The following is a 22469-nucleotide window of genomic DNA, read 5'->3' as shown; positions in this document are numbered from 1 at the left end:
AGCAGAAGCTGTAGATTCGTTATAGCAAACACGCCCAGTGTGCTGCAAGGGGCTGTGGCAGCGATTTTGTCGCAGATGAGAACATTGCCGGACATCTCACGCGGACCTGCTGCCGACTCCAGGGCGGGTGGGTTGTTGCAGCTCGTAGGTGATCAGGCGGGAGCTGTTGGCGACGACGGCGACGGAGGAGGCGTTGTGCAGAATGGCGGCGAGGACGGGAGACAAGGCGCCGCCGGCGCTGACCAGTAGGCCGATCGCATTGACCGCGATGGACATCGCGTAGTTCTGCTGGACCAGTGCGACCGCGTGGGCACCGAGGTCGCGGACATCGAGGAGGCGGCGCAGGTCGTCGCTTGCGAGCGCCACGTCGGCGGTTTCGACGGCGACGTCGGTACCGGCCAGGCCCATGGCGATCCCGATGTTCGCGGCGGCGAGCGCCGGCGCGTCGTTGGTGCCGTCACCGACCATCGCGACGGTGTACCCGTCGTCCTGCAAACGGCGGACCGCGTCGAGTTTGTCTTCCGGCATCACCTCGGCCTGCCACTCGTCGATGCCCAGTTCCGAAGCCACCGCCGCGGCCGTCATCGGATGGTCGCCGGTGAGCATCACGATTCTTCGGATACCGTCCGCCCGCAACCGCGACAACACCTCGAGCGCCTCGGGCCGCACCTCGTCACGGAGACTGATCAACCCCACCAGCTTGCCGTCGACCGCCAACAGCAGCGGCGTCTCGGCCCGTTGCTGGAGTTTGCGTACCCAGTCGGCGGCGCGCTTCGACACGCGCACGTTCTCGTCGCGCAGCAATCCTTCGCTGCCCAGGAGTAGCGTCCGCCCGTCCGCCCACGTGCGCATACCGAGGCCGACGAGGACCTCGCACTCTTCGTGCGGCGGGATCACGATGTGCCGTTCCTCGGTCGAGCGGATCACCGCCTCGGCGAGTGGATGCCGGGAATGAATTTCCGAGCTCGCCGCATAGGCAAGGACCCGTTCCGGCTCCCAATCCTTGGCGAAGGCAACCACATTCGTGACGATGGGGCGACCGATGGTCAGAGTGCCGGTCTTGTCGAAGACCATCGCGTCGACGCATCCGGCCTGCTCGAGGTGCGATCCGCCCTTGATCAGGATGCCGCGCCGGGCACCGTTGCCGATCGCGGCGCTGATCGCCGTCGGAGTCGACAACCCGACCGCGCAGGGGCACGCAATCAACAGCATCGTCATGGCGCGGCGGACATCGCGGGTCAGGACGAGGGTCAGCGCGGACAAAGCGAAAGATGCCGGCACGAAACGGCGGGAAAAATTTTCACCGACGGTCTGGATCGGGGCGCGGTGCTCCTGCGCCTGCTCGACCTGCGAGATGATGCGTCCGATCGTGGTCTCGTTGCCCACCGCGGTGGCCCGGATGACGAGTCGTCCGCGCAGCACCACCGAACCCGCGTGCACGACGTGTTCGGCCGAAGTGGCGATCGGCAGCGTTTCACCGGTGATCGCGGACTGGTCGACGATCGCCTCACCCTCCACCACGACACCATCCACGGGAATCGCGACGTGATCGTGGACCACGACTTCGTCCCCCACCTGCAGCGAATCGACGTCCACCGAAACCTCGGTGCGGTCGGCCAGACGAATCCACGCGGTGTCCTGAGTGCCCTTGAGGAGATCGGAGATGGCGCGCCGGGTACGGCGCAGGGTGAGTTCTTGGAGGTACTCCCCGATGTTGAGCAACCACAGCACCGTCAGGGCCACCACGTTCTCCCGGAGAACCAGGCTGGCCACCGTCGCGGCGGAGACCAGAGCGTCAGTGCCCGCCGTGCGGTTTCCGGTCAGAGTGCGGAGTGCTCCTTTGAGGAAGGGGTAACCGGTGAAGATGGTCGCCCCGGTGGCGAACACGCGGCTGGTCGGGCCGAGTAGCGGTGCGCGGCGCAGTCCGTATCGGCGGACTCCGAGCACGAGCAGGGCGGCGCCGCCGATGGCCATCCGCACGATGTCGGCATTACCGACGTCTGCCGAGCGAGGGGAGCGGTCCGGGATCAGCGCCCAGGGGGTCTCCTCGCCTGCGGCTACGGTGTCGAGCAACTCGGTGCGATCGAGCCGTTTCGGCGAATACCAGACCACCACCGACGCGGTCCGCGGATAGGCGTGCACGGCACGCACCCCGGCGAGCTTTTCTATCGAATCTTCCAGGGTGACGGCCCGTCCCACACTCGCGCGGAGCCACGGCAGATGCACGCGAATTCTGCCCGCCGCATCCGACAGGACTGCGACATCGTGCGAGATGTGCGAGGCCGGCTCGGCGGACATGTCAGTGTGTGTGGCCGTGACCGGTGTCGGGCTCGGCCGGCGGGGGAACTTCCTCGCCGATCCTGCCCTTGGCCTCGGCGATGACGTCGGCCACCTTCAGCCTTGCCGACTCCGCGCCCTCCTCCGCCTTCCGGGTCCCACGCAGTCCCCACGCGGTCACGGTGACCGCAGTCTCGTGGAAGGGCGCCTTCGCGACCGCTTTGCGGGCCGCGTTGTACGCGGCGACACCGACAGCGCCGGTGACCACGGTTGAGGCAGCTTTGGCGAGCAGAATGTGGAGGGCCATGACCCATCGTCGCACTCACAGCTCGAAATCGCACGAAGACTAGTGTTTCGGTTCCTTGACTCTGTTGCGCAAGAAGATGAGCGGGAGGACGAGGGTGGCGACAGCGGTGACGAGCCACACGATCAATGTGGCGAAAACCCACGACTGCCACCCGGTGATGGACATGGCACCGAACAGGTTGACCAACACCAGCGAGACGAAGGTGGATACCAAACCGATTCCCCCGAGGAACACAGGAGCGTTTCGTTCGGTCAATTTAGTGATGAATGGCGCGAGGATGCTTTGCGCCAGCGCAAAAAGCACCACAGTGCCGATGAAGCCTGCGGCGGTGATCGATACCTCGGGCAACAGCCACACCGCCGCGAGAAGGCCGATCGCTGCCGAGCCGAGGAAGACGACGGCCCGGAGGAGAAATCGAATCATGAGTCGATCCTTTGCGTCGCAGGGTCAACGGATCACGGTCAGGAATACGTCCTCGCGGTGAAGGATCAGCAGTTCGGCCGGGGGTCGAGGGCCGCCCGTTTCTGACATACGTCATTGTCTCTCCCACGTGAACGTCTCGCGGCAAGTTGACGATCTCTGCGAAACCGACCAGCGGCCGCGCGGCCCCCGCCGGAATCCGGGAGGAATGCCTGCCGTTCCGGCGCCTACGTGCGACGATGGGAGGTACTTCGGGAGTGATGGGGCATGTCGAACCGCCGTGTGACGGGTGCAGCGATCTACACGGCCGCGCTGCTGGCGGCCGTAGCGACGGTCACGCTTGCCGTCCGAGTGGTGCCCGACTCGGATGCCGGGAGAAGCGCTCCCGAGCCGGGACCGGGTGCCACTCGGGCACTGATCGTGATTGCTGTCGTCGCAGTCGTGATCGCGGCGATCGCGCTGGCGGCTGCTCTGCAAGGTGGGCGCCCACGGGTGGCTCCCGACGAGTCGGCGGCCGATGCGGTCGAGCGCGGACTCTCTGCGAAGTCGCGCAGACAGATCCTCACGTGGACGGCGGGTGCCTGTGTCCTCGTGATCGCCGCATATCTCCTCGGCTCCGCCGGTGGCGACGAGCCCCCGGCCCGGGAGGTTCCGGCCGCCACCGAGTCCGGGGGAAACTCCGAATCACCGTCCGACGCCACTCCGCCCGAGGAGTTGCGTCCCACGTCCGACAGTGCGCAAGCCCGCAGCGATCAAGCCGAACTATGGACTGCCGCAGCCATAGTCGGACCCGTGCTGGTCACCTTGCTCATACTCGGTGCGGCGGCCCGACGCCCTGTGGTCGTGGGCCACGAGGTACCGACGCCGGTCGATATCGACACCGCCTCGGTCGCGGCGCAGTCGCTGGTGCGTGCGGCGGAGGAGGGTCTCGCGGCGGTCGTCACGACGGAGATGCCGCCACGGGAGGCCATCATCGCCAGCTACGCCGCCATGGAAGACGCCCTTCGGCGGGCGCCGGGCGCCGAACCCCGAGATTCGGATACGCCGTCGGAAGTGCTTGCCCGGGCAGTGCAACTCGGTGTGCTGCGCTCGGAGGCGGCAGCGCCGCTGGTTCGTCTGTTCGCCGAGGCCCGGTTCAGCCGGCATCCGATGGGCGAACGTCACCGCGCCGAGGCGGTCGACCTGCTCGGGCGCGTGCTGGACGATGTCCGGGCGCAGCGCCGTGCGAATGACCTCGGGAGCAACACGTGCTCGCCATTGCCGTGATCGGTATCGCGGCAGTACTGGCCGTGGAGATTCCGCTCGTCGTATCCGGCCGGGACAACGTTGCGGTTGTGGTGGCGGGGGCGGTGACCGCCCTCGTGCTCTTCGAGGTTCGGCGGCGGATGTCGCAAGAGGACGACGACTATGTGGTGGCGGGTCCGGAAGCCGATCGGGCCGAGGCGATGAGCCGCTGGCTGACGCGCACGGAGTCGCTGATCAGCTGGGCGGACGGCACCCGCGGAGACTGGGACCACCATCTGCGTCCACTGCTTGCCCGCGAATTCCAACAGTCCACCGGGCAGCGAAAGGGCGTCGACCCGGCCGCGACTACCGCCGCCGGGCGAGTGTTCTTCGGTGACCTGTGGCAGTGGGTGGATCCCGACGACGTCCGCCGCTCCGACCGGACCGAACCCGGCCCCGGTCGCGACGTGCTCGACCGGATACTTCAACGGCTGGAGTTGCTATGACCCTCCCCGCCCAGATGACCACCGCCCGCGCTCAGGCCGTTCTGGCGGAAGTCGAACGGGCCGTGGTGGGGAAACACGACGAACTGACGTCGATTCTGCTCGCGGTCCTCGCGGGTGGTCACGTACTGATCGAGGATCTGCCGGGGTTGGGAAAAACTCTGGTTGCCCGGTCGTTCGCGGCCGCACTCGGGCTGGACTTCACCCGCGTGCAGTTCACCCCGGACCTGCTGCCTGCCGACCTGCTCGGCGCCACCATCTACGACATGCCGTCAGGGCGGTTCGAGTTCCGTCCCGGTCCCATCTTCACCAACCTTCTCCTGGCCGACGAGATCAACCGCACCCCGCCGAAAACCCAGGCTGCCCTGCTCGAGGCGATGGCAGAGGGGCAGGTGAGTGTCGACGGCACGACGCGGATCCTGCCGCGACCGTTCATCGTGCTGGCCACCGACAATCCCATCGAATACGAGGGCACGTATCCGTTGCCCGAGGCCCAGCTCGATCGCTTCGCCCTGCGGTTGCGGCTCGGGTACCTGACCGAGAAGGACGAGCAGGAGATGCTGCAACGCCGTCTCGACCGGGGATCGGCTCCGATGGTGGTCCAGCAGGTGGTCGACGCTGCGGATCTGCAGGCGATGCGCGAATCGCTCGAGGAGGTCAGCGTCCATCGTGACGTCCTCGGCTACGTCGTAGCTCTCGCGAACGCCACCCGGCAGCACCCGCAGGTAGAAGTGGGGGCCAGCCCACGTGCCGAATTGGACCTGGTGCAGTTGGCCCGGGCCCGGGCGCTCCTCGCGGGGCGCGATTTCGTGATTCCGGAAGACATAAAAGCGCTGGCAGTCCCCGCGGTCGCCCATCGGATCAGTCTGCGACCGGAAATGTGGGTGCGGCGTGTCCGCAGCGAGGATGTCCTGAGCGAATTGCTCCGACGGCTGCCCGTGCCGAGGGCACGATGACCGAGCACGTTCTCACCCGCCACGACCTGACGTGGCGGGCGTCGCCCGCAGCCCGCACCCTCGCGACCTGTGCGGCCGTCGCGCTCACGGTCGCCGTGGTGGGCCGCTGGTGGGAGCTGATCGCCTTCGCGGCACCGATGCTCGGCGCTCTCGGCGCGGTGGTGTGGTTGCCGCCGCGGGCCACCGGAATCCGCGTCCGATCGGACACTCCCGCGTTGCGGTGCTTCGAATCGGAATCGGTGCAGTGCGCAGCCGAGGTGACGACGGTCGGCGGCGGCGCGCGGCTCGACGTGTCGCCGGCGTGCTCCGACGGCTACACGGTCGACGACGTCGGCGACGGGTATCGGATCACCGCCCACCGGTGGGGTCGCTACGAACCTGCACTGCACATCACCGCGCAGGCGTGCGGAGGTCTGCTCAGCGCAGCACTCGAGGTACCCGTGACCGAACTCCGGGTATTTCCGCTGGCGCCGCCGCTGCCGACCCCGCTGCCCCATCGCGCGCTTCCCGACCGGATCGGAGCGCACCGCACCCGCCGGTACGGGTCCGGCGTCGAATTCGGTGACATCCGGCCGCATGCACCGGGAGATCCACTGCGAAGCATCAATTGGCGGGTCAGTGCCCGACGTGGGCGACTGCACGTGACGGAGCGCATCATGGACCGCGCAGCCGACGTCGTCGCAGTGCTCGACACCACGCCGCAGGCGCCCGGCCCAGCAGCGGACAGTCTGCAGCGCACCGTCCGTGGTGCCACCCAGGTGGTGCAATCGGCACTGCAACGGGGAGATCGGGCCGGGGTGGTGGTCAGTGGCTCGCGCCTGCGATGGCTCGGTGCCGACATCGGGCGTCGCCAGTTCTACCGCATCCTCGACACTGTTCTGGACGCCGGCGGCACGTCCGGTGGCACCCTTGTTCCGCGGGCAGCGCTACCACCCACTGCCGTGGTGATCGCCTTCTCCACCATGCTCGACACCAACTTCGCGCTGTCGCTGCTCGAGCTGCGCCGCCGGGGCCACGTCGTCGTCGCCGTCGACGTACTGCGAGGTCCGCCGTTCGAGGTCGAACTCGATCAGATGTCCGCCCGGATGTGGAAGCTCGAACGACGGAACATGTACCGGAACATGAGCGTTCTGGGTGTCCCCGTGGTCGCGTGGGAAGACGACTCGGCATTAGATCTCGCCCTTACTCTTGCGGATCGAGCCCAGCGCCCTCAGGGGGTGGCCAGGTGAAGTGGGCCGCAGTTCTGGCAGTGCAGGGAGCGATGGTCGCACTCGTCCTGGGCGATGCGTCCGTTCTGGCAGCCGCGACGGCGGGTATCGCGGCAACCGCGCTGCTTCTCGTCGCGTTCGCGGGACCGGCACCCGGATTCCGGACGCTGATGGCGTGTGCGGCAGTGGCGGGTGCTACTGCTTACCTCGTCACCACGGTCCCGGTGGGTCCGCGATGGTGGTCGTTGCTCGGACCGGTTGCCGTAGTGGTGTTGTTCTGCATCGCCGCGGCTCCCTACGTTCGGAAACGCAGCACCGCTCAGAATCGGCGGATGCTGTAGATGTGGAACTGTGACAGCGGGGCAAGGCCCACAGGCACTCCGCGTCCGTAGGCGTTGAAGACCTGGCCGAAGCCGGCATAGATACCGATGTGCGACGCATCCGGATTGAGAACCACGATGTCGCCGGGGGCCAGAGCCCACAACGGAATCCGGGCGCCGACCTCGGCCTGCTCCCATGTGGTGCGCGGAAGCCTGACTCCCGCTTGCCGGAATGCCCACTGCACGAGTCCCGAACAGTCCCAGGCATCCGGGCCCGTTCCGCCCCAGAGGTAGGGCTTACCGGTCTGGGTGACGGCTGCCGCCAGCGCGGCGAGACCGGTGGGCGTCGGAATCGGCGTGGGAAGAATCGCGGATCCGCTGGAACTGCCCGCTGTGCTTCCACTGTCGGCGCTGCCGGCGACCGGTGCCGCATGGGAGGGGAACGCCGTCAGGGCGGCCGCGCAGAAGGTCAGTGCTCCCGCTACCACTGCGCGTCGTACGGGAAGATGCCTGCGCTGAGACACGGAGTCCCCCTTCGTTTGCTCCTGCTCCGTGGAAGGCGTGTACCACCTGTTCCCCCGGCGGTACACGCCCATGTTGCGTCACGGGAAGCGTACAAAGTGTCGCGCGAGTGTGCTTGGCATTTGCTGATATCCGCGCCGAAGCGCTGGCACGGTCCCGGCCCGTCACCGCTCGGTGATGGTCAGCACCACGTCGGCCAGGGCATGGGCGTGATCACGCTCGGGAACGGTGGCCGAGATCAGCAGGAGCCCGGCCTCTTTCCAGATGCGGGCGTGCAACGTCTCGCCGGGAAACACCACACCTGCGAATCGTGCTCGGAAGCCCGCGACCAGCGACGCGTCGGAGTCCAGCATCGTGTCGACCACCGCCTTGCACACCATCCCGTAGGTGCACAGCCCATGAAGAATCGGCGCCGGAAAACCGGCGGCGGCCGCGAACTGCGGATCGGAATGCAAGGGATTGCGGTCACCACACATTCGATACATCAACGCCTGTTGCGGCAGCACAGGAATGTCGACGTCGGCGTCGGACGGGCGGTCCGGCAACCCGACGGACTGCGACGGCCCGCGCTCGCCGCCGAATCCACCCTCGCCGCGGGCGAAGATGGACGAGCGGCTGGTCCAGAGGGGCACACCGTCGACGTCGGTGGTGGCCGACTCCTGGACGATGACCGCGGCCTTTCCCTTGTCCCACACCTCCGCGATGCGGGTTGTCGTGCGAGCCTTACCCTCCGGTGGAAGCGGCCGGTGCACGGTCACCTCTTGGCTGCCGTGGACCACTTTCGCGAGATCGATGTCGACACCGGGGAAGGACACCTGCGGAGCGTCGACGGCATGAAAATTGGCCGCGACCGTCGCGAAAGTAGGTAGCACCTGAGGGGTGCGGTCCGTGAGGTAGCGCAACTCTTTCTCATCCAGCGGACGGGAACCCGCACCGAGGGCGAGATGGTAGTGCTGCACGTCGGACGCGGTCCAGGCGAACTCGAGCGTGGGCAGTTCGGCGCCGATGGCGATATTCGGGTCAATGGGCATGGGAGGCGTCCCTCTTCTGTGTGAGGGGGATGGCTGCGACCACCGTGTCGGATTCGTGCTTGCTCATGTAGAACACGTTATAGAATGATGGGGTTGTCGGTCCATTCTCACTGCCAGGAAGTGTCGGGGACGACAGCGCACCGAACGAGAACACGTGGCCTCGAGGTTCCGGGCGTGCGCACTCACGTCAGTTTTCAGGGAAGGCACACAGAACATGCTCTCGAACCAACTACGCACCGAGTTGGCCGATCAGCTCGACGCCGCAGAGCGCAGTCGCGTTCCCGTCGGGCCCCTGACTGCCGCCCATCCGGACATCGACGTCGTCGACGCTTACGAGATCGCGTTGATCAACATCCGCCGTCGGAAACAGCACGGCGCGAAGGTTGTCGGGCACAAGGTAGGTCTGTCGTCTCTCGCCATGCAGCAGATGATGGGTGTCGACGAACCCGACTACGGACATCTGCTCGCCGACATGGAGGTGTTCGAGGACCAACCCGTCGACACGGCTCGGTTCTGCTACCCGAGGGTCGAGGTGGAGGTGGCTTTCGTCCTAGGCGCCGATCTTCCGGGAGTGGACTGCACCGAGCAGGACGTAGTCGATGCCACAGTGGCGTACGCGCCGTCCATCGAGTTGATCGACAGCCGCATCAAGGACTGGAAGATCGGCCTGGCCGACACCATCGCCGACAACGCGTCTTCCGCAGGGTTCGTGCTCGGCACCGACCGGGTGCGCCCGTCCGACATCGACATCAAGGCCATCGACGCCGTCCTGACCCGCAACGGTGAGCTGATCGCCGAGGGCCGCAGCGACGCGGTGCTCGGCAACCCGGTGACGGCCGTCGCCTGGCTGGCGCGGAAGGTCGACAGTTTCGGCGTCCGGTTGAAAGCCGGCGACATCGTGCTTCCCGGTTCGTGCACCCGCGCCATCGACGCTCGTCCCGGCGATCACTTTCGAGCCGAGTTCAGTGGACTCGGAACCGTCTCTCTGCAGTTCAAGTAGGAGTTGTATTCATGACCAAGGCAAGTGTGGCGATCGTCGGGTCGGGCAACATCAGCACCGATCTGCTCTACAAATTGCAGCGATCCGAGTGGCTCGAGCCGCGATGGATGATCGGCATCGATCCCGACAGCGAGGGCCTCGCCCGCGCGCGCAAGCTGGGTCTGGAGACGTCCGCCGAGGGCGTCGACTGGTTGCTGAACCAGCCGGAGAAGCCCGACCTGGTGTTCGAGGCGACCTCCGCCTACGTGCACCGCGAGGCAGCGCCCCGATACGAGGCAGCAGGCATCCGGGCGATCGACCTGACACCGGCCGCGGTCGGGCCCGCCGTCGTTCCGCCGGCCAACCTGCGTGAACACCTCGGTGCCCCCAACGTCAACATGATCACCTGCGGGGGGCAGGCAACCATCCCGATCGTGTACGCGGTGTCCCGGGTGGTGTCCGTGCCCTACGCCGAGATCGTCGCCTCGGTCGCGTCGGTTTCCGCCGGCCCCGGCACCCGCGCCAACATCGACGAGTTCACCAAGACCACCAGCCGTGGCATCGAGACCATCGGCGGAGCGCAGCGCGGCAAGGCCATCATCATCCTGAACCCGGCCGACCCGCCGATGATCATGCGCGACACGATCTTCTGCGCGATCCCCGAGGATGCCGACCGGGCCGCCATCACCGATTCCATCCACCGCGTCGTCGCGGACATCCAGCAGTACGTCCCCGGTTACCGGCTGCTCAACGAACCGCAATTCGACGACCCCAGCGTCGTGTCCGGCGGACAGGCCACGGTCACCACGTTCGTCGAGGTCGAGGGCGCAGGCGACTTCCTGCCCCCGTACGCGGGCAACCTCGACATCATGACCGCAGCGGCAACCAAGGTGGGCGAAGAGATCGCCCAGAAGCTCCTGAGCGTGGAGGCGTGAGCACGATGGTCCATTTCGATCCCAGCTGGGACATTCGCGTCACCGACACGTCGTTGCGGGACGGCTCGCACCACAAGCGTCATCAGTTCACCGGTGACGAGGTGCGGGCGATCGTCGGTGCCCTCGACAATGCGGGAGTGCCCGTCATCGAGGTCACTCACGGTGACGGATTGGGCGGTTCGTCGTTCAACTACGGCTTCTCCAAGGTGCCCGAGCAGGAACTCATCTCCATCGCCGTCGACACGGCGAAGAACGCGAAAATCGCCTTTCTGATGCTGCCTGGTCTGGGGATCAAGGACGACATCATCGTCGCCCAGGACAACGGCGCGTCGATCTGCCGGATCGCGACCCATTGCACCGAGGCGGACGTCTCGATCCAGCACTTCGGACTGGCCCGCGAGCGCGGCCTCGAAACCGTCGGCTTCCTCATGATGGCCCACTCCATTGCGCCGGAGAAGCTCGCCAAGCAGGCGCGGATCATGGCGGACGCCGGATGTCAGTGCGTCTACGTCGTCGACTCGGCCGGTGCCCTCGTCCTCGAGCAGGTGTCCGACCGGGTCGAAGCGCTGGTGCAGGAACTGGGGTCGGACGCGCAGGTGGGGTTCCACGGCCACGAGAACCTCGGTCTCGGAGTGGCCAACTCGATCGCCGCGGTGCGCGCGGGAGCTAAGCAAATCGACGGCAGCACAAGACGGTTCGGCGCCGGTGCCGGCAACGCCCCCGTCGAGGCGTTCGTGGGAGTGTGCGACAAGATCGGCGTCAAGACCGGGATCGACTTCTTCGCGATCGCCGACGCCGCCGAGGACGTGGTCCGGCCGGCGATGCCTGCCGAGTGTCTCCTCGACCGCCAGGCGCTGATGATGGGGTACGCAGGCGTGTACTCGAGCTTCCTCAAGCATGCCGAACGGCAAGCCGAGCGGTACGGCGTCTCGTCCGCCGAACTCCTCGTCCGCGCAGGCAAGCGCAAGCTCGTCGGTGGGCAGGAAGATCAGCTCATCGACATCGCGCTGGAGCTGCAAAAAGAGCGCCTGTGAGTGCGGCTACGCCGCCTGTGAGTACTTATTAACCGCCGCAGGTTAATAAGTACTCACGGGTCAGTGGGCCGTTTCCCAGAGTCCGACGACGTTGCCCTCGGTATCGGTGAAGTAGGCGGCGAACCCCATCGTGCCGACGGGTGTCCTGCCGGTGACCGTCTTCCCGCCGAGGGATTCGACCTTCTCCAGTGCGGCGTCGATGCTCTCGACGTCGACGACGACGACGGGGGATTTCACCTCGTCGCGCTGCATCATGCCGCCGTTGATGAACCCGGGCTCGGTGGGCATTCCGCTCTCGCCCACCGGTCCCGTGGTGACCATGCTGTAGTCCATCTCCGGGATCTCGGCGATGGCCCAGTCGAACGCGTCACGGTAGAACGCGCGGGCGCGCTCACCGTCGTCGAATGGAAGTTCGAAATGCACGATTCGACCTGTCATGGGTTGCCTCCGGCTCGGCGGAAAACCGCCGTGTCCGACGGCACTTTTCAGCGTAAGTCGCCGGGTTCGCAGGCGAAAGGGGTCCACACAGCTTCGCCCGATGTGCCGTCGGGCGCAGTCGAACTGCACCCCTGTCACATCGGGCGAGAGCAGGGTGGGAAGCGGACGGCTACTCGAGGTGATCGCGCACGTCGATGAACCCCTCCATCACCGCGTGGTTGATGCTGTCCCACAGCCGCGGGCAGCCGTCCTGAAGGGCGGTGGGCTGCCCCTCCGCGGCCCGGTCGCGAAACGTCGGACACGTCTTCGCCGGGTCGCTCGTCCATTGGACGCTGGTGTGTTTGAGACTGTTCTTGCGCACCAGGACGCAGGTGCCGCAGGTGCGGCACTCGACCTCGTTCATTCCGTCGTCGAGGTAGTTGGCCTTGTCGGCCATCGTCTGCGCATGAATGGCCTCGAGCCGAGCGGGTTGCCCGGCGTAGTCGGGAGCTTTGGCCCATTCGGTCGAGGCACTCATGATCAGACCTGCGCTTCCTTGTTCTCGGACCCGGCGGTCACCGACTGTTCCGCGGCCTCTCGCTCGGCCTTCTGCCGGGCCAGGTTCTCCTCCACCTCGTGCTGCCAGGCTTCGTTGGCCTTGGTGGTGTCGACCTCGAACTCGAAACGCTGCGTCATCTTCTCGGTGACGTCGGCGACATCGACGTAGAACTGGTCGTACCACCGTCGCAGCTGGTAGACCGGGCCGTCCTCTTCGCACAGCAGGGGGTTGTCGATCTTGGTCTTGTTCTTCCAGATTTCGACGTCCTGCAGGAAGCCCTCGGCGATGCCCTCGGTGAACTTGGCCGCCAGCTTGTCGGCGGTGTCGTCGTCGATGCCGGTCGGCTTCTTGACGGTGACGCCGTACTGGAGCATGAACGAATTGTTCGTCACCGGATAGTGGCAGTTGATGAGGACGCTCTCGACCTCGTACCCGCCGTAGCTGTTCCACAGCGGATTGATCATGTAGGACGGCCCGTAGTACGCGGCCTCGGAGCGCAGCAGCGACTCCATGCCGTACTGCGTCGCCATCCCCACGTCGGGGCGACCCTTCGTGTTGAGGTACTGGGTCGCGATGTGGCCTTCGAAGACGTTCTTGAAGTACGTCGGAAATGCGTAGTGGATGTAGAAGAAGTGCGCCATGTCGACCACGTTGTCGATGATCTCGCGGCAGTTGGCGCCTTCGATCAGCATCGAGTTCCAGGTCCAGTCGGTCCATTCGTCGCTGTATGCGCCGTCGATCCGGGGGATGGTCACCTCGTCTGGCGGCGGATTGCCCTCGGGGTCGTTCCAGACGAAGAGCTGCCCGTTCCGCTCCAGCGTGGTCCACGACCGCGTGCGCGCTATCGGCGGCACCCGGCGTGCGTAGGGAATGCTCGTGCACTTGCCGTTGCCACCCCAGCGCCAGTCGTGGAACGGGCACGCGACGGAATCGCCCTTGACCGAGCCCTGGGAGAGGTCGCCGCCCATGTGGCGGCAGTAGGCGTCCAGAACTTTCAGTTCGCCTTTGCTGTCGGCGAAGACTACGAGCTTGGTGCCGAAAGCCAGGACCGAATGCGGATTGCCGTCCTTGAATGTCTTGGTCAAGCCGAGGCAGTGCCAACCACGCGCGAAGCGGGTCTGGACAGTGCCTACATCGATCTCGCGAATCTGCGCCATTGTGCCCTCACATCCCTTCATGCTGTCAGTAGAACACGTTATAGAAGTTCCCCACGATTTGCCAGATTTCGAGTGGCTTTCTTCGAGCGCTGGGCCGTCGAACTGCGTCTTTGCTCGAGTCTCGACAGAAATGGGAACGTGTTCTAGTCTCAGAGAGTGAGTGAACCATCGACGAGACAGGAGCGTCCTGTGGGTGACCATGACAGTCACGAGGTGATGCAGCGGCTCGAGGCGCTACTGCCGACACTGCGCGAGCGTGCGCAGGAAACCGAGGATCTACGTCGCATCCCCGACGAATCGATCAAGGCACTCCAGGAGTCCGGCTTCTTCAAACTGCTTCAGCCGGAGCAGTGGGGCGGCTTCCAGGCCGATCCGGTGCTGTTCTACTCCGCGGTGCGGAAGATCGCGAGTGCCTGCGGCTCCACCGGATGGGTCTCGTCGATCATCGGAGTTCACAACTGGCATCTCGGCCTCTTCACCCAGCAGGCGCAGGAAGACGTGTGGGGCAAGGACACCGATGTGCGCATCTCGTCCTCCTACGCCCCGATGGGCGCCGGCCAGGTGGTCGACGGTGGTTACACGGTGAACGGTGCCTGGGCATGGTCGTCCGGGTGTGATCACGCCAGCTGGGCAGTGCTCGGTGGTCCGGTCATCAAGGACGGGCGGCCGGTCGACTTCGGCAGCTTCCTCATTCCCCGCGAGGACTACCGCATCGACGACGTGTGGAATGTGGTGGGGCTGAGGGGAACCGGCAGCAACACGGTGGTGGTGAAGGACGTGTTCGTTCCCCGCCACCGCTTCTTGAGTTTCAAGGCGATGAGCAACCTGACAGCCCCTGGGCTCGAGCAGAACACCGCCCCGGTGTACAAAATGCCGTGGGGGACGATTCATCCGACCACGATTTCCGCTCCGATCGTCGGTATGGCCTACGGCGCGTACGACGCACACGTCGAGCATCAGGGCAAGCGTGTCCGCGCAGCATTCGCCGGTGAGAAGGCAAAGGACGATCCGTTCGCCAAGGTCCGGATCGCCGAGGCGTCCAGCGACATCGACGCCGCCTGGCGGCAGCTGTCGGGCAATGTGGCCGACGAGTACGCGTGTCTTCTCGCGGGGCGCGACGTGCCTTTCGAGCTCCGTCTCCGCGCGCGACGTGACCAGGTACGCGCCACGGGCCGGGCCATTTCGTCGATCGACAAGCTGTTCGAGAGTTCCGGTGCCACGGCGCTGGCCAACGGCACACCGTTGCAACGCTTCTGGCGGGATGCTCATGCCGGACGCGTGCACGCGGCGAATGATCCCGAGCGGGCCTACGTCATGTACGGCACCGGTGAATTCGGTTTGCCGATCACGGACACGATGGTTTAGGAGAACACGTGACGACGACCGAGGAAGCCCTCACGTTCGAATCCACGTCGAAGTTCGCGCAGGTACGGCCCGACCTGAGACTGCACTATCACGAGGCCGGCGTCGGGAACGGCCCCACGATCGTGCTGCTGCACGGCGGTGGACCCGGCGCGTCGTCGTGGTCGAACTTTGCGAGGAACATTCCGGTTCTTGCCGAGAAGTTCCACGTCTTGGCGGTCGATCAACCGGGTTACGGGTTGTCTGACAAGCCCACCGAGCACCCGCAGTACTTCGTGCACAGCGCCTCGGCGCTGAACGATCTGCTCGACACCCTCGACATCAGCGGACGCGTCCACCTGCTCGGCAATTCCCTCGGTGGCGGTGCCGCAGTGCGGTTCGCTCTCGACTATCCCGATCGCGCAGGACGTCTCGTCCTGATGGGCCCGGGCGGGTTGAGCGTCAACCTGTTCGCCCCCGACCCGACCGAGGGCGTCAAAAATCTCGGCAAGTTCAGCTACGAGCCCACCCGGGAAAACCTCGAGGCGTTTCTGCGCATCATGGTGTTCGACCAGAAATTGATCACCCCCGAATTGGTCGAGGAACGCTTCGCCGCAGCGAGTACCCCGGAGTCGCTCGCGGCGGCGAAGGCGATGGGCAAGTCGTTCTCCTCCGCGGACTTCGAGCAGGGCATGCTGTGGCGGGACGCGTACAAGCTCCGTCAGCGGGTCCTGTTGATCTGGGGACGAGAGGACCGGGTCAATCCGCTCGACGGGGCGCTGGTGGCACTCAAGCTGATCCCGCGCGCGCAACTGCACGTCTTCGGTGGGTGCGGGCACTGGGCGCAGCTCGAGAAGTTCGACGAATTCAACCGATTGGCAGCCGATTTCCTCCTGGACGGGGGCAAGTGATGGGTATTCGGTCACTGGCATACATGCGTATCGAAGCCACCGACATGGCCGCGTGGCGTGAGTACGGACTCAAAGTTCTGGGCATGGTCGAGGGGAAAGGCAGCAACCCCGATGCCCTGTATCTACGGATGGACGACTTTCCGGCTCGGCTCGTCATCTTCCCCGGCGACCACGACCGACTGTCGGTGTCGGGATGGGAAACCGCGAATGCCGCAGAGCTCGAACAGGTCCGGAACAACCTCTCGACGGCAGGCGTGCCCTTCAAGGAGGGAACGGCCGAGCAAATGCAGGACCGCAGGGTCGACGAGCTGATCACCTTCGAGGACCCGTCGGGCAACACACTGGAGGCGTTCCACGGTGCGGCCCTCGAACACCGCCGCGTGGTCAGCCCCTACGGGCACAAATTCGTCACCGGCGAACAGGGGCTCGGCCACGTCGTCCTTTCCACCACCGACGACGACGCTTCGCTGCGCTTCTATCGCGACGTCCTCGGGTTCCGTCTGCGCGACTCCATGCGATTGCCGCCGCAGATGGTCGGGCGGCCGGCCGACGGGAAACCGGCGTGGCTGCGGTTCTTCGGCTGCAATCCGCGCCACCACAGCCTCGCGTTTCTGCCGATGCCCACGCCCAGCGGGATCGTGCACCTCATGATCGAGGTGGAGAACTCCGACGATGTCGGGCTGTGCCTCGACCGCGCACTGCGGAAGAAGGTGAAGATGTCGGCGACCCTCGGCCGCCACGTCAACGACCTCATGCTCTCGTTCTACATGAAGACCCCAGGCGGCTTCGACATCGAGTTCGGCTGCGAGGGAAGACAGGTCGAAGACGAGAGCTGGGTGGCGAGAGAGAGCACGGCGGTCAGCCTGTGGGGTCACGACTTCGGTGTCGGGATGCAGTCGTGAGCGAGAGGGCGGACAGTGCGGACCTCGCGGAGCAGGCGATCGACCCGCGCCGGTTCCGCACGGTGCTGGGTCAGTTCTGTACGGGCGTCACCATCATCACCACGACCGATGACGGCACACCGGTAGGTTTCGCGTGCCAGTCCTTCGCCGCGCTGTCCCTCGAGCCTCCGCTCGTGTTGTTCTGTCCCACCAAGACGTCGAGGTCGTGGGCGGCCATCGAACGCAGTGGTGTCTTCTGCGTGAACGTGCTCGCCGAGGAGCAGCAGTCGACGTGTGCGCGATTCGGGTCCCGCGACCCGGACAAGTTCGCCGGGATCGACTGGACGGAGTCGCCGCTGGGCTCACCCATTCTCACCGGTTCCCTCGCCCACATCGACTGCACACTCGAGACCGTGCACGACGGCGGCGATCACTGGGTGGTGTTCGGCCGCGTGTCTTCACTCAGCGAGATCCGCGAGGAGCGACCCCTGCTGTTCTACCGCGGTCAGTACACGGGCATCGAACCCGACAAGACCGTGCCCGCGCCGTGGCGTGACGACCTCGAGGCATTTCTCACGACGTCGTCGGAAGACACCTGGCTGTAGGGCACCTGCCGGCCGGAGTCGCACTCACATCGCGACTCCGATGTACTTGGTTTCGAGGAACTCGTCGATGCCGGTCAGCCCACCCTCGCGGCCCAGCCCGGATTCCTTCACCCCGCCGAACGGTGCCGCCGGGTTGGACACGACTCCCTGGTTGAGGCCCACCATCCCCGTTTCGAGAGCTTCGCCTACTCGCAACCCGCGTTTCAGGTTCTCGGTGTAGACGTAGGCCACCAGCCCGTACGGGGTGTCGTTGGCCCGCGCGATCGCCTCCGCCTCGGTGTCGAAGGTGCTGATCGCCGCCACGGGCCCGAAGATTTCGTTGTGGCACATCTCGGCGTCGTCCGGCACGCCCGTCAACACGGTCGCCGGGTAGAAGTTGCCTGGGCGGTCGAGTGGTTCGCCACCGGTCAGAACGGAGGCGCCGCGCCCGACCGCGTCTGCGACGAGAGTGCTCACCTTCGCGACCGCCGCCTCGTCGATCAGCGGTCCAACCACGACGCCGTCCTCGGTGCCGCGCCCGACGGGCAGTGCCTCCATCCGCTGTGTGAGCTTGCGCGTGAACTCCTCGGCGACCGAACTGTGCACGAGAATTCGGTTCGCGGCCGTGCAGGCTTGGCCGATGTTGCGCATCTTCGCCGCCATGGCTCCGTCGATCGCGTCGTCGAGATTCGCGTCGTCGAAGACGAGGAACGGCGCGTTCCCGCCGAGTTCCATCGAAGTGCGCATCACCGTGCGCGCGCACAGTTCGAGGAGGTGCTTGCCCACCGCGGTCGATCCCGTGAACGACAGCTTGCGGGCGCGGCCGTCGAGGATGAGGGGACTGATCACCTCGTCCGGTCGAGAGGTGGTCACCACGTTGACCACACCGTCGGGCAGTCCGGCTTCGGTGAGGATGTCGGCGAGGGCGAGGATGGAGAGTGGAGTCTGCGCGGCGGGCTTGATCACCGACGTGCATCCGGCAGCAATGGCCGGCCCGATCTTGCGGGTCCCCATCGCGATGGGGAAGTTCCACGGAGTGATGAGCAGGCTCGGTCCGACGGGCTGCCGGGTCACCACGAATCGCGACCCACCTCCGGGTGCGGTCATGTAACCGCCGTCGATACGGACTGCTTCCTCGGCGAACCACCGGAAGAACTCGGCGGCGTAGGCGATTTCGCCGCGCGCCTCGGCCAGCGGCTTGCCCATCTCGAGGGTCATGACGAGGGCGAGCCGATCGGTGTTGTCGAGCAGCAGGCGGTGCGCGTTCATGAGGATGGTGCTGCGTTCGCGGGGAGTGGTTGCGGCCCACGACGGCTGCGCCGCCACCGCCGCGTCGAGCGCCTCGCGGGCCTCCGCGGCGTCGGCATCGGCGACCGTGCACAGGATCTGTCCGTTCGACGGGTCGTGGACCGGCATGGTGCGGGCGCTGTCACGCCATTTCCCGCCGATGAAGAGACCGGTCTGGACCGAACGAATTGCTGCTTCCTCGAGCATGTTTCTTCCCCATTCTCCGTTGCCGAAGTGATGCCGCCCATGATATACAGATTGTCAACAATCGGACAATGCAAATTGCTGCGGCACGACGGCGGCATCTACGCGTGGGAGGGTTCTCGTGACTCGGTTATCTCCGCTGCTCGCACAAGCCACACCCGTGACGGTCGATCACGGTGAAGGGTGCTACCTCTACGGCACGGACGGCCGCCGTTACCTCGACTTCACCGCGGGAATCGGGGTAACCAGCACCGGCCACTGCCACCCCCACGTCGTCGAGGCTGCCCGCCGGCAGGTCGGCTCGCTCATCCACGGCCAGTACACGACGGTCATGCACCAGCCGTTGCTCGAACTCACCGAGCGGCTCGGCGCGGTGCTGCCCGAAAACCTCGACTCGCTGTTCTTCGCGAACTCGGGAAGTGAGGCAGTGGAAGCGTCCCTGCGCCTCGCCCGTCAGTCGACCGGCCGGCCGAACGTGATCGTCTTTCACGGTGGCTTCCACGGCCGCACCGTGGCGACGGCGACGATGACCACCTCGGGTACCCGGTTCTCGGCCGGGTTCAGTCCGCTGATGGGCGGTGTCCACGTTGCCCCGTTCCCCAACGCCTACCGCTACGGCTGGTCGGAGGAAGAAGCCACGGCCTTCGCGCTGAAGGAACTGGACTACATCTTCGCCACGCTCACCGCGCCGAACGAGACGGCGGCATTCGTGGTCGAGCCGGTACTCGGCGAGGGCGGCTACGTGCCCGGCAACACGACGTTCTTCCACGGACTGCGCGAGCGCGCCGACCGGTACGGAATCCTCCTCGTCATCGACGAAATTCAGACCGGATTCGGCCGCACCGGCAAGTTCTTCGGGCATCAGCATTTCGACGTCCGGCCCGACATCATCACCATCGCCAAGGGCCTCGCCAGCGGGTTCCCGTTGTCGGGAATCGCGGCGTCGGCCGAACTCATGGCCAAGGGATGGCCGGGTTCGCAGGGCGGAACGTACGGCGGCAACGCCGTGTCCTGCGCTGCCGCGATCGCGACGCTCGAGGTGATCGAGAAGGAGGGGCTTGTCACCAACGCTGCGGAGCGAGGGGCGCAGCTCCTCGAGGGTGCTCGCCGCACCGCCGGTGCGGGCGTCGGGGACGTTCGGGGACTGGGACTGCTCGTCGGTAGTGAATTCACCGCGCCCGACGGAACACCGGACCGTGCGACGGCGACCGCAGCCCAGCAATTGGCCGCTCGGAAGGGCCTGCTCCTGCTGACCTGCGGCGCCCACATGAACGTGGTACGCATGGTCCCACCGCTCATCGTGTCCGAGCAGCAGGTCGAAGACGCGCTCGCGATCTGGTCCGAGGTGCTCGACGAGGTGTAACCCCCTGTGAGTACTTATCAACCGCCCGCTGTTAATAAGTACTCACAGGGGCTACGAAGGAGGAAACGTGGCTCGCTACATCACCATCACTCTGGACAAGCGCGGCGTGACGTGCCGCGCCCGACTTCTCGACGACGACGCCCCGCGCACCTGCGACGCGGTGTGGAACGCGCTTCCGCAGAGCGGGGACGCCTACCATGCCAAGTACGCCCGGAACGAGGTGTACACCCTGATCCCGCGCATCACGGCGGCGCCGCACCGCGAGAACCCCACCGTCACACCGATTCCCGGCGACGTGTGCCTTTTCGACTTCGAACCCTGGGAGATCGGGAACTCCGCCTACGGGTACGAACCCGGCTCGGAGGCACACGCCGAACAGGGTGCCACCGACCTGGCGATCTTCTACGGCCGCAACAACCTACTGCTCAACGGTGACGTCGGATGGGTGCCCGGCAATGTGTTCGCCGCCATCGAGGACGGCCTCCCCGAATTGGCGGCGGCGTGTAACGACCTGTGGATGCGCGGAGTCGAGGGCGAAACAATGAGCTTTGCCCGGGCCTGAGGTCGCGGGAACTCGATCCGCGGACCTTCCGTACGCATCGCGCCGGTTGAGGAAGGTGCGACGAGCTGCGAAGGTCCGCGGATCGAATTCAGCCCAGTACGTGCTCGGCGAACCGCGCGACTGCGAGTACCAGGTCGTCCGAATGCCGCGGTCCGACGATCTGCAGCCCGACAGGTAGTCCCGCGGCGGTCTTGCCCACGGGGATGCTGATCGCCGGCTGCTGCGTCAGGTTGAACGGGTAGGAGAACGGGGTCCATTGGGGCCAACTGGTGAGGTCGCTGCCCGGAGGAACGTCGTAACCGGCCTCGAATGCGGGAATGGGGACGGTGGGCGTGAGCAACACGTTGTGGTCGAAGTGGAACTTGCCCATCGTGATGCCGACGTCCGCGGCAACCGCCCGTGCGTCGAGATAGTCGACGGCGCTGAACGTCTCGCCGCGCTCCCACACCCGTGCCAGCCCGGGATCGACCTTGTCGCGCGCGCCTTCGGGGAAGTTTTTCAACATGGCGGCCGCGCCGGCCGCCCAGAGGAGTTCGAAAGCGTCGAGGGGGTCGGTGAATCCCGGATCGGCTGCTGTGACCGGAAGACCGGCCGAGTCGAGATACCGGACCGCCCGATCGACGATCGTCCGCACCTCCGGATCGACGGTGACGTAGCCGAGTGTCGGCGAGTAGGCGACACCGAGTCCGACGACGTCGCGGCCGATCTCACCGCGAAAAGTGGTGGGGAAGGGTGCGAGTGACGTGGGATCGCGGGGGTCGGGCAGCGACATGATGTCCATCAGGAGGGCGGCGTCCTCCACGGTGCGGGTGAGGGGACCGGCGTGTGCCAGCGGGCCGAACGGGCTCGCCGGGAACAGTGGAATCCGCCCGTGCGTGGGTTTGAAGCCGACGACCCCGCAGAACGACGCCGGAATGCGCACGCTCCCGCCGCCGTCGGTGCCCACCGAGCAGGGGCCGAGACCGGCTGCCACTGCTGCCGCGCTGCCCCCGGAGGAGCCACCGGCCGTCTTGGTCGGATCGGCGGGGTTGCGGGTGATACCGCACAGGGCGCTGTCGGTGACAGCTTTCCACGCGATCTCGGGAGTTGTGGTCTTGCCGAGAAAGACCATCCCGTCTTCGCGGAGCCGGGCCGCGACAGGACTGTCCACATTCCACGGCTGATCCTCGCCGATCGCCTGGGAACCGCGGAGCGTCGGCCATCCGTCGGTGAGGAAGATGTCCTTGATCGAGATCGGAACGCCGTCGAGCAGGCCCTTGGAGTAGCCGGTGTTCCAGCGCTCCTCCGACTTCTTCGCCTGGGCGAGAGCTCGTTCCGCGTCGACGAGGCAGTACGAATTGATGTCACGGTCACGCTCGGTGATGGCGTCGAGAATCGCCTGCGTTGCCTCTACGGGCGACAGCTCTCCGGACGAGTAGGCCGTGACCAGTTCGACGGCGGTCATGTCGGTGGGATTCATGGAGACTCCTTCATCCTGGACGGTCGGC

24 protein-coding genes are annotated in these 22469 nt (G+C 66.0%); 14 read left to right on the top strand and 10 right to left on the bottom strand.

Annotated features, from left to right (window positions below; genetic code table 11):
* Positions 1-96: 96 nt before the first annotated feature.
* The 3 genes from JQT59_RS34345 to JQT59_RS34335 are packed head-to-tail and all read right to left on the bottom strand — an operon-like array spanning position 97 to position 3007.
* On the bottom strand, positions 97-2298 hold the full coding sequence (locus JQT59_RS34345; RefSeq protein ID WP_213574046.1) for a heavy metal translocating P-type ATPase: 2202 nt from the start codon (positions 2296-2298) through the stop codon (positions 97-99).
* Position 2299: 1 nt separating this feature from the next.
* Positions 2300-2584, bottom strand: coding sequence for a DUF1490 family protein (locus JQT59_RS34340; protein WP_159919087.1), 285 nt, complete (start codon positions 2582-2584; stop codon positions 2300-2302).
* Positions 2585-2623: 39 nt separating this feature from the next.
* Positions 2624-3007, bottom strand: coding sequence for a phage holin family protein (locus tag JQT59_RS34335; RefSeq protein WP_213574044.1), 384 nt, complete (start codon positions 3005-3007; stop codon positions 2624-2626).
* A 264-nt stretch (positions 3008-3271) separates the two neighbouring features.
* On the opposite strand from JQT59_RS34335, the gene JQT59_RS34330 reads away from it, so the two are divergent.
* From JQT59_RS34330 to JQT59_RS34310, 5 genes are read left to right on the top strand one after another with little or no spacing between them, the layout of a single operon-like run.
* Complete coding sequence (locus JQT59_RS34330) at positions 3272-4270, top strand: DUF4129 domain-containing protein (protein ID WP_213574042.1); 999 nt, start codon at positions 3272-3274, stop codon at positions 4268-4270.
* Positions 4252-4734 carry a hypothetical protein gene (locus tag JQT59_RS34325; protein WP_213574041.1) on the top strand — a complete coding sequence of 161 codons (483 nt, stop codon included), beginning with the start codon at positions 4252-4254 and terminating at the stop codon, positions 4732-4734. The genes JQT59_RS34330 and JQT59_RS34325 overlap by 19 nt, the downstream gene beginning before the upstream one ends.
* On the top strand, positions 4731-5687 hold the full coding sequence (locus JQT59_RS34320; RefSeq protein WP_213574039.1) for an AAA family ATPase: 957 nt from the start codon (positions 4731-4733) through the stop codon (positions 5685-5687). The genes JQT59_RS34325 and JQT59_RS34320 overlap by 4 nt, the downstream gene beginning before the upstream one ends.
* Positions 5684-6916, top strand: a complete 1233-nt coding sequence (locus JQT59_RS34315; protein WP_213574037.1) for a DUF58 domain-containing protein — start codon at positions 5684-5686, stop codon at positions 6914-6916. The genes JQT59_RS34320 and JQT59_RS34315 overlap by 4 nt, the downstream gene beginning before the upstream one ends.
* Positions 6913-7236, top strand: a complete 324-nt coding sequence (locus tag JQT59_RS34310; protein ID WP_213574035.1) for a hypothetical protein — start codon at positions 6913-6915, stop codon at positions 7234-7236. Before JQT59_RS34315 ends, JQT59_RS34310 begins: the two co-directional genes overlap by 4 nt.
* Here the strand turns inward: JQT59_RS34310 and JQT59_RS34305 are convergent.
* Positions 7215-7739, bottom strand: a complete 525-nt coding sequence (locus JQT59_RS34305) for a C40 family peptidase (protein ID WP_109326649.1) — start codon at positions 7737-7739, stop codon at positions 7215-7217. The genes JQT59_RS34310 and JQT59_RS34305 overlap by 22 nt on opposite strands.
* A 162-nt stretch (positions 7740-7901) precedes the next feature.
* Positions 7902-8768, bottom strand: coding sequence for an enoyl-CoA hydratase ChsH3 (gene chsH3 / locus JQT59_RS34300; protein ID WP_213574033.1), 867 nt, complete (start codon positions 8766-8768; stop codon positions 7902-7904).
* 214 nt (positions 8769-8982) lie between these two features.
* Between chsH3 and JQT59_RS34295 the strand changes: the two genes are divergently transcribed.
* From JQT59_RS34295 to dmpG, 3 genes are read left to right on the top strand one after another with little or no spacing between them, the layout of a single operon-like run.
* Positions 8983-9768: a 2-keto-4-pentenoate hydratase gene (locus tag JQT59_RS34295; protein ID WP_213574031.1), complete on the top strand. Its 786-nt coding sequence runs from the start codon at positions 8983-8985 to the stop codon at positions 9766-9768.
* Positions 9769-9779: 11 nt separating this feature from the next.
* Positions 9780-10682, top strand: a complete 903-nt coding sequence (locus tag JQT59_RS34290; protein WP_213574029.1) for an acetaldehyde dehydrogenase (acetylating) — start codon at positions 9780-9782, stop codon at positions 10680-10682.
* Positions 10683-10687: 5 nt separating this feature from the next.
* The gene (gene dmpG, locus JQT59_RS34285) at positions 10688-11716 is read left to right on the top strand and encodes a 4-hydroxy-2-oxovalerate aldolase (protein WP_159926855.1); all 1029 of its coding nucleotides are present in this window, start codon (positions 10688-10690) and stop codon (positions 11714-11716) included.
* A 60-nt stretch (positions 11717-11776) separates the two neighbouring features.
* Here the strand turns inward: dmpG and JQT59_RS34280 are convergent, their stop codons facing one another.
* The 3 genes from JQT59_RS34280 to JQT59_RS34270 all read right to left on the bottom strand — a co-directional run bounded on the left by JQT59_RS34280 (position 11777) and on the right by JQT59_RS34270 (position 13849).
* Positions 11777-12154 carry a VOC family protein gene (locus JQT59_RS34280; RefSeq protein WP_213574027.1) on the bottom strand — a complete coding sequence of 126 codons (378 nt, stop codon included), beginning with the start codon at positions 12152-12154 and terminating at the stop codon, positions 11777-11779.
* Positions 12155-12323: 169 nt separating this feature from the next.
* Positions 12324-12671 (bottom strand): hypothetical protein, encoded by a 348-nt coding sequence (locus JQT59_RS34275; RefSeq protein ID WP_159919100.1) that lies wholly within the window; start codon positions 12669-12671, stop codon positions 12324-12326.
* A gap of 2 nt (positions 12672-12673) precedes the next feature.
* Positions 12674-13849 carry a 3-ketosteroid-9-alpha-monooxygenase, oxygenase component gene (locus JQT59_RS34270; RefSeq protein ID WP_213574025.1) on the bottom strand — a complete coding sequence of 392 codons (1176 nt, stop codon included), beginning with the start codon at positions 13847-13849 and terminating at the stop codon, positions 12674-12676.
* 216 nt (positions 13850-14065) lie between these two features.
* On the opposite strand from JQT59_RS34270, the gene hsaA reads away from it, so the two are divergent.
* From hsaA to hsaB, 4 genes are read left to right on the top strand one after another with little or no spacing between them, the layout of a single operon-like run.
* Positions 14066-15214: a 3-hydroxy-9,10-secoandrosta-1,3,5(10)-triene-9,17-dione monooxygenase oxygenase subunit gene (gene hsaA, locus JQT59_RS34265; RefSeq protein ID WP_201453588.1), complete on the top strand. Its 1149-nt coding sequence runs from the start codon at positions 14066-14068 to the stop codon at positions 15212-15214.
* Between the two features lie 8 nt (positions 15215-15222).
* A complete protein-coding gene (gene hsaD, locus JQT59_RS34260; protein WP_213574023.1) occupies positions 15223-16101 on the top strand; it encodes a 4,5:9,10-diseco-3-hydroxy-5,9,17-trioxoandrosta-1(10),2-diene-4-oate hydrolase in 879 nt (292 codons plus the stop codon).
* Positions 16101-17003, top strand: a complete 903-nt coding sequence (gene hsaC, locus JQT59_RS34255; RefSeq protein ID WP_213574021.1) for an iron-dependent extradiol dioxygenase HsaC — start codon at positions 16101-16103, stop codon at positions 17001-17003. Before hsaD ends, hsaC begins: the two co-directional genes overlap by 1 nt.
* On the top strand, positions 17000-17587 hold the full coding sequence (hsaB, locus tag JQT59_RS34250) for a 3-hydroxy-9,10-secoandrosta-1,3,5(10)-triene-9,17-dione monooxygenase reductase subunit (protein ID WP_283254036.1): 588 nt from the start codon (positions 17000-17002) through the stop codon (positions 17585-17587). The genes hsaC and hsaB overlap by 4 nt, the downstream gene beginning before the upstream one ends.
* 24 nt (positions 17588-17611) lie before the next feature.
* Here the strand turns inward: hsaB and JQT59_RS34245 are convergent, their stop codons facing one another.
* Positions 17612-19060: an NAD-dependent succinate-semialdehyde dehydrogenase gene (locus JQT59_RS34245; protein ID WP_213574019.1), complete on the bottom strand. Its 1449-nt coding sequence runs from the start codon at positions 19058-19060 to the stop codon at positions 17612-17614.
* A gap of 118 nt (positions 19061-19178) precedes the next feature.
* On the opposite strand from JQT59_RS34245, the gene JQT59_RS34240 reads away from it, so the two are divergent.
* Together JQT59_RS34240 and JQT59_RS34235 are read left to right on the top strand one after the other, a co-directional pair.
* Positions 19179-20420, top strand: a complete 1242-nt coding sequence (locus tag JQT59_RS34240) for an aspartate aminotransferase family protein (RefSeq protein ID WP_213574017.1) — start codon at positions 19179-19181, stop codon at positions 20418-20420.
* A gap of 67 nt (positions 20421-20487) precedes the next feature.
* Positions 20488-20982, top strand: a complete 495-nt coding sequence (locus JQT59_RS34235; RefSeq protein ID WP_109326674.1) for a DUF3830 family protein — start codon at positions 20488-20490, stop codon at positions 20980-20982.
* Between the two features lie 88 nt (positions 20983-21070).
* On the opposite strand, the gene JQT59_RS34230 is transcribed toward JQT59_RS34235, so the two are convergent.
* Positions 21071-22441 (bottom strand): amidase, encoded by a 1371-nt coding sequence (locus JQT59_RS34230; protein WP_213574015.1) that lies wholly within the window; start codon positions 22439-22441, stop codon positions 21071-21073.
* Positions 22442-22469 lie beyond the last annotated feature (28 nt).

Origin of the sequence: Rhodococcus sp. USK13 (assembly GCF_018343855.1) — a bacterium.
GTDB lineage: Bacteria > Actinomycetota > Actinomycetes > Mycobacteriales > Mycobacteriaceae > Rhodococcus_F > Rhodococcus_F oxybenzonivorans.
This window is presented reverse-complemented; position numbering and strand designations above follow the sequence as displayed.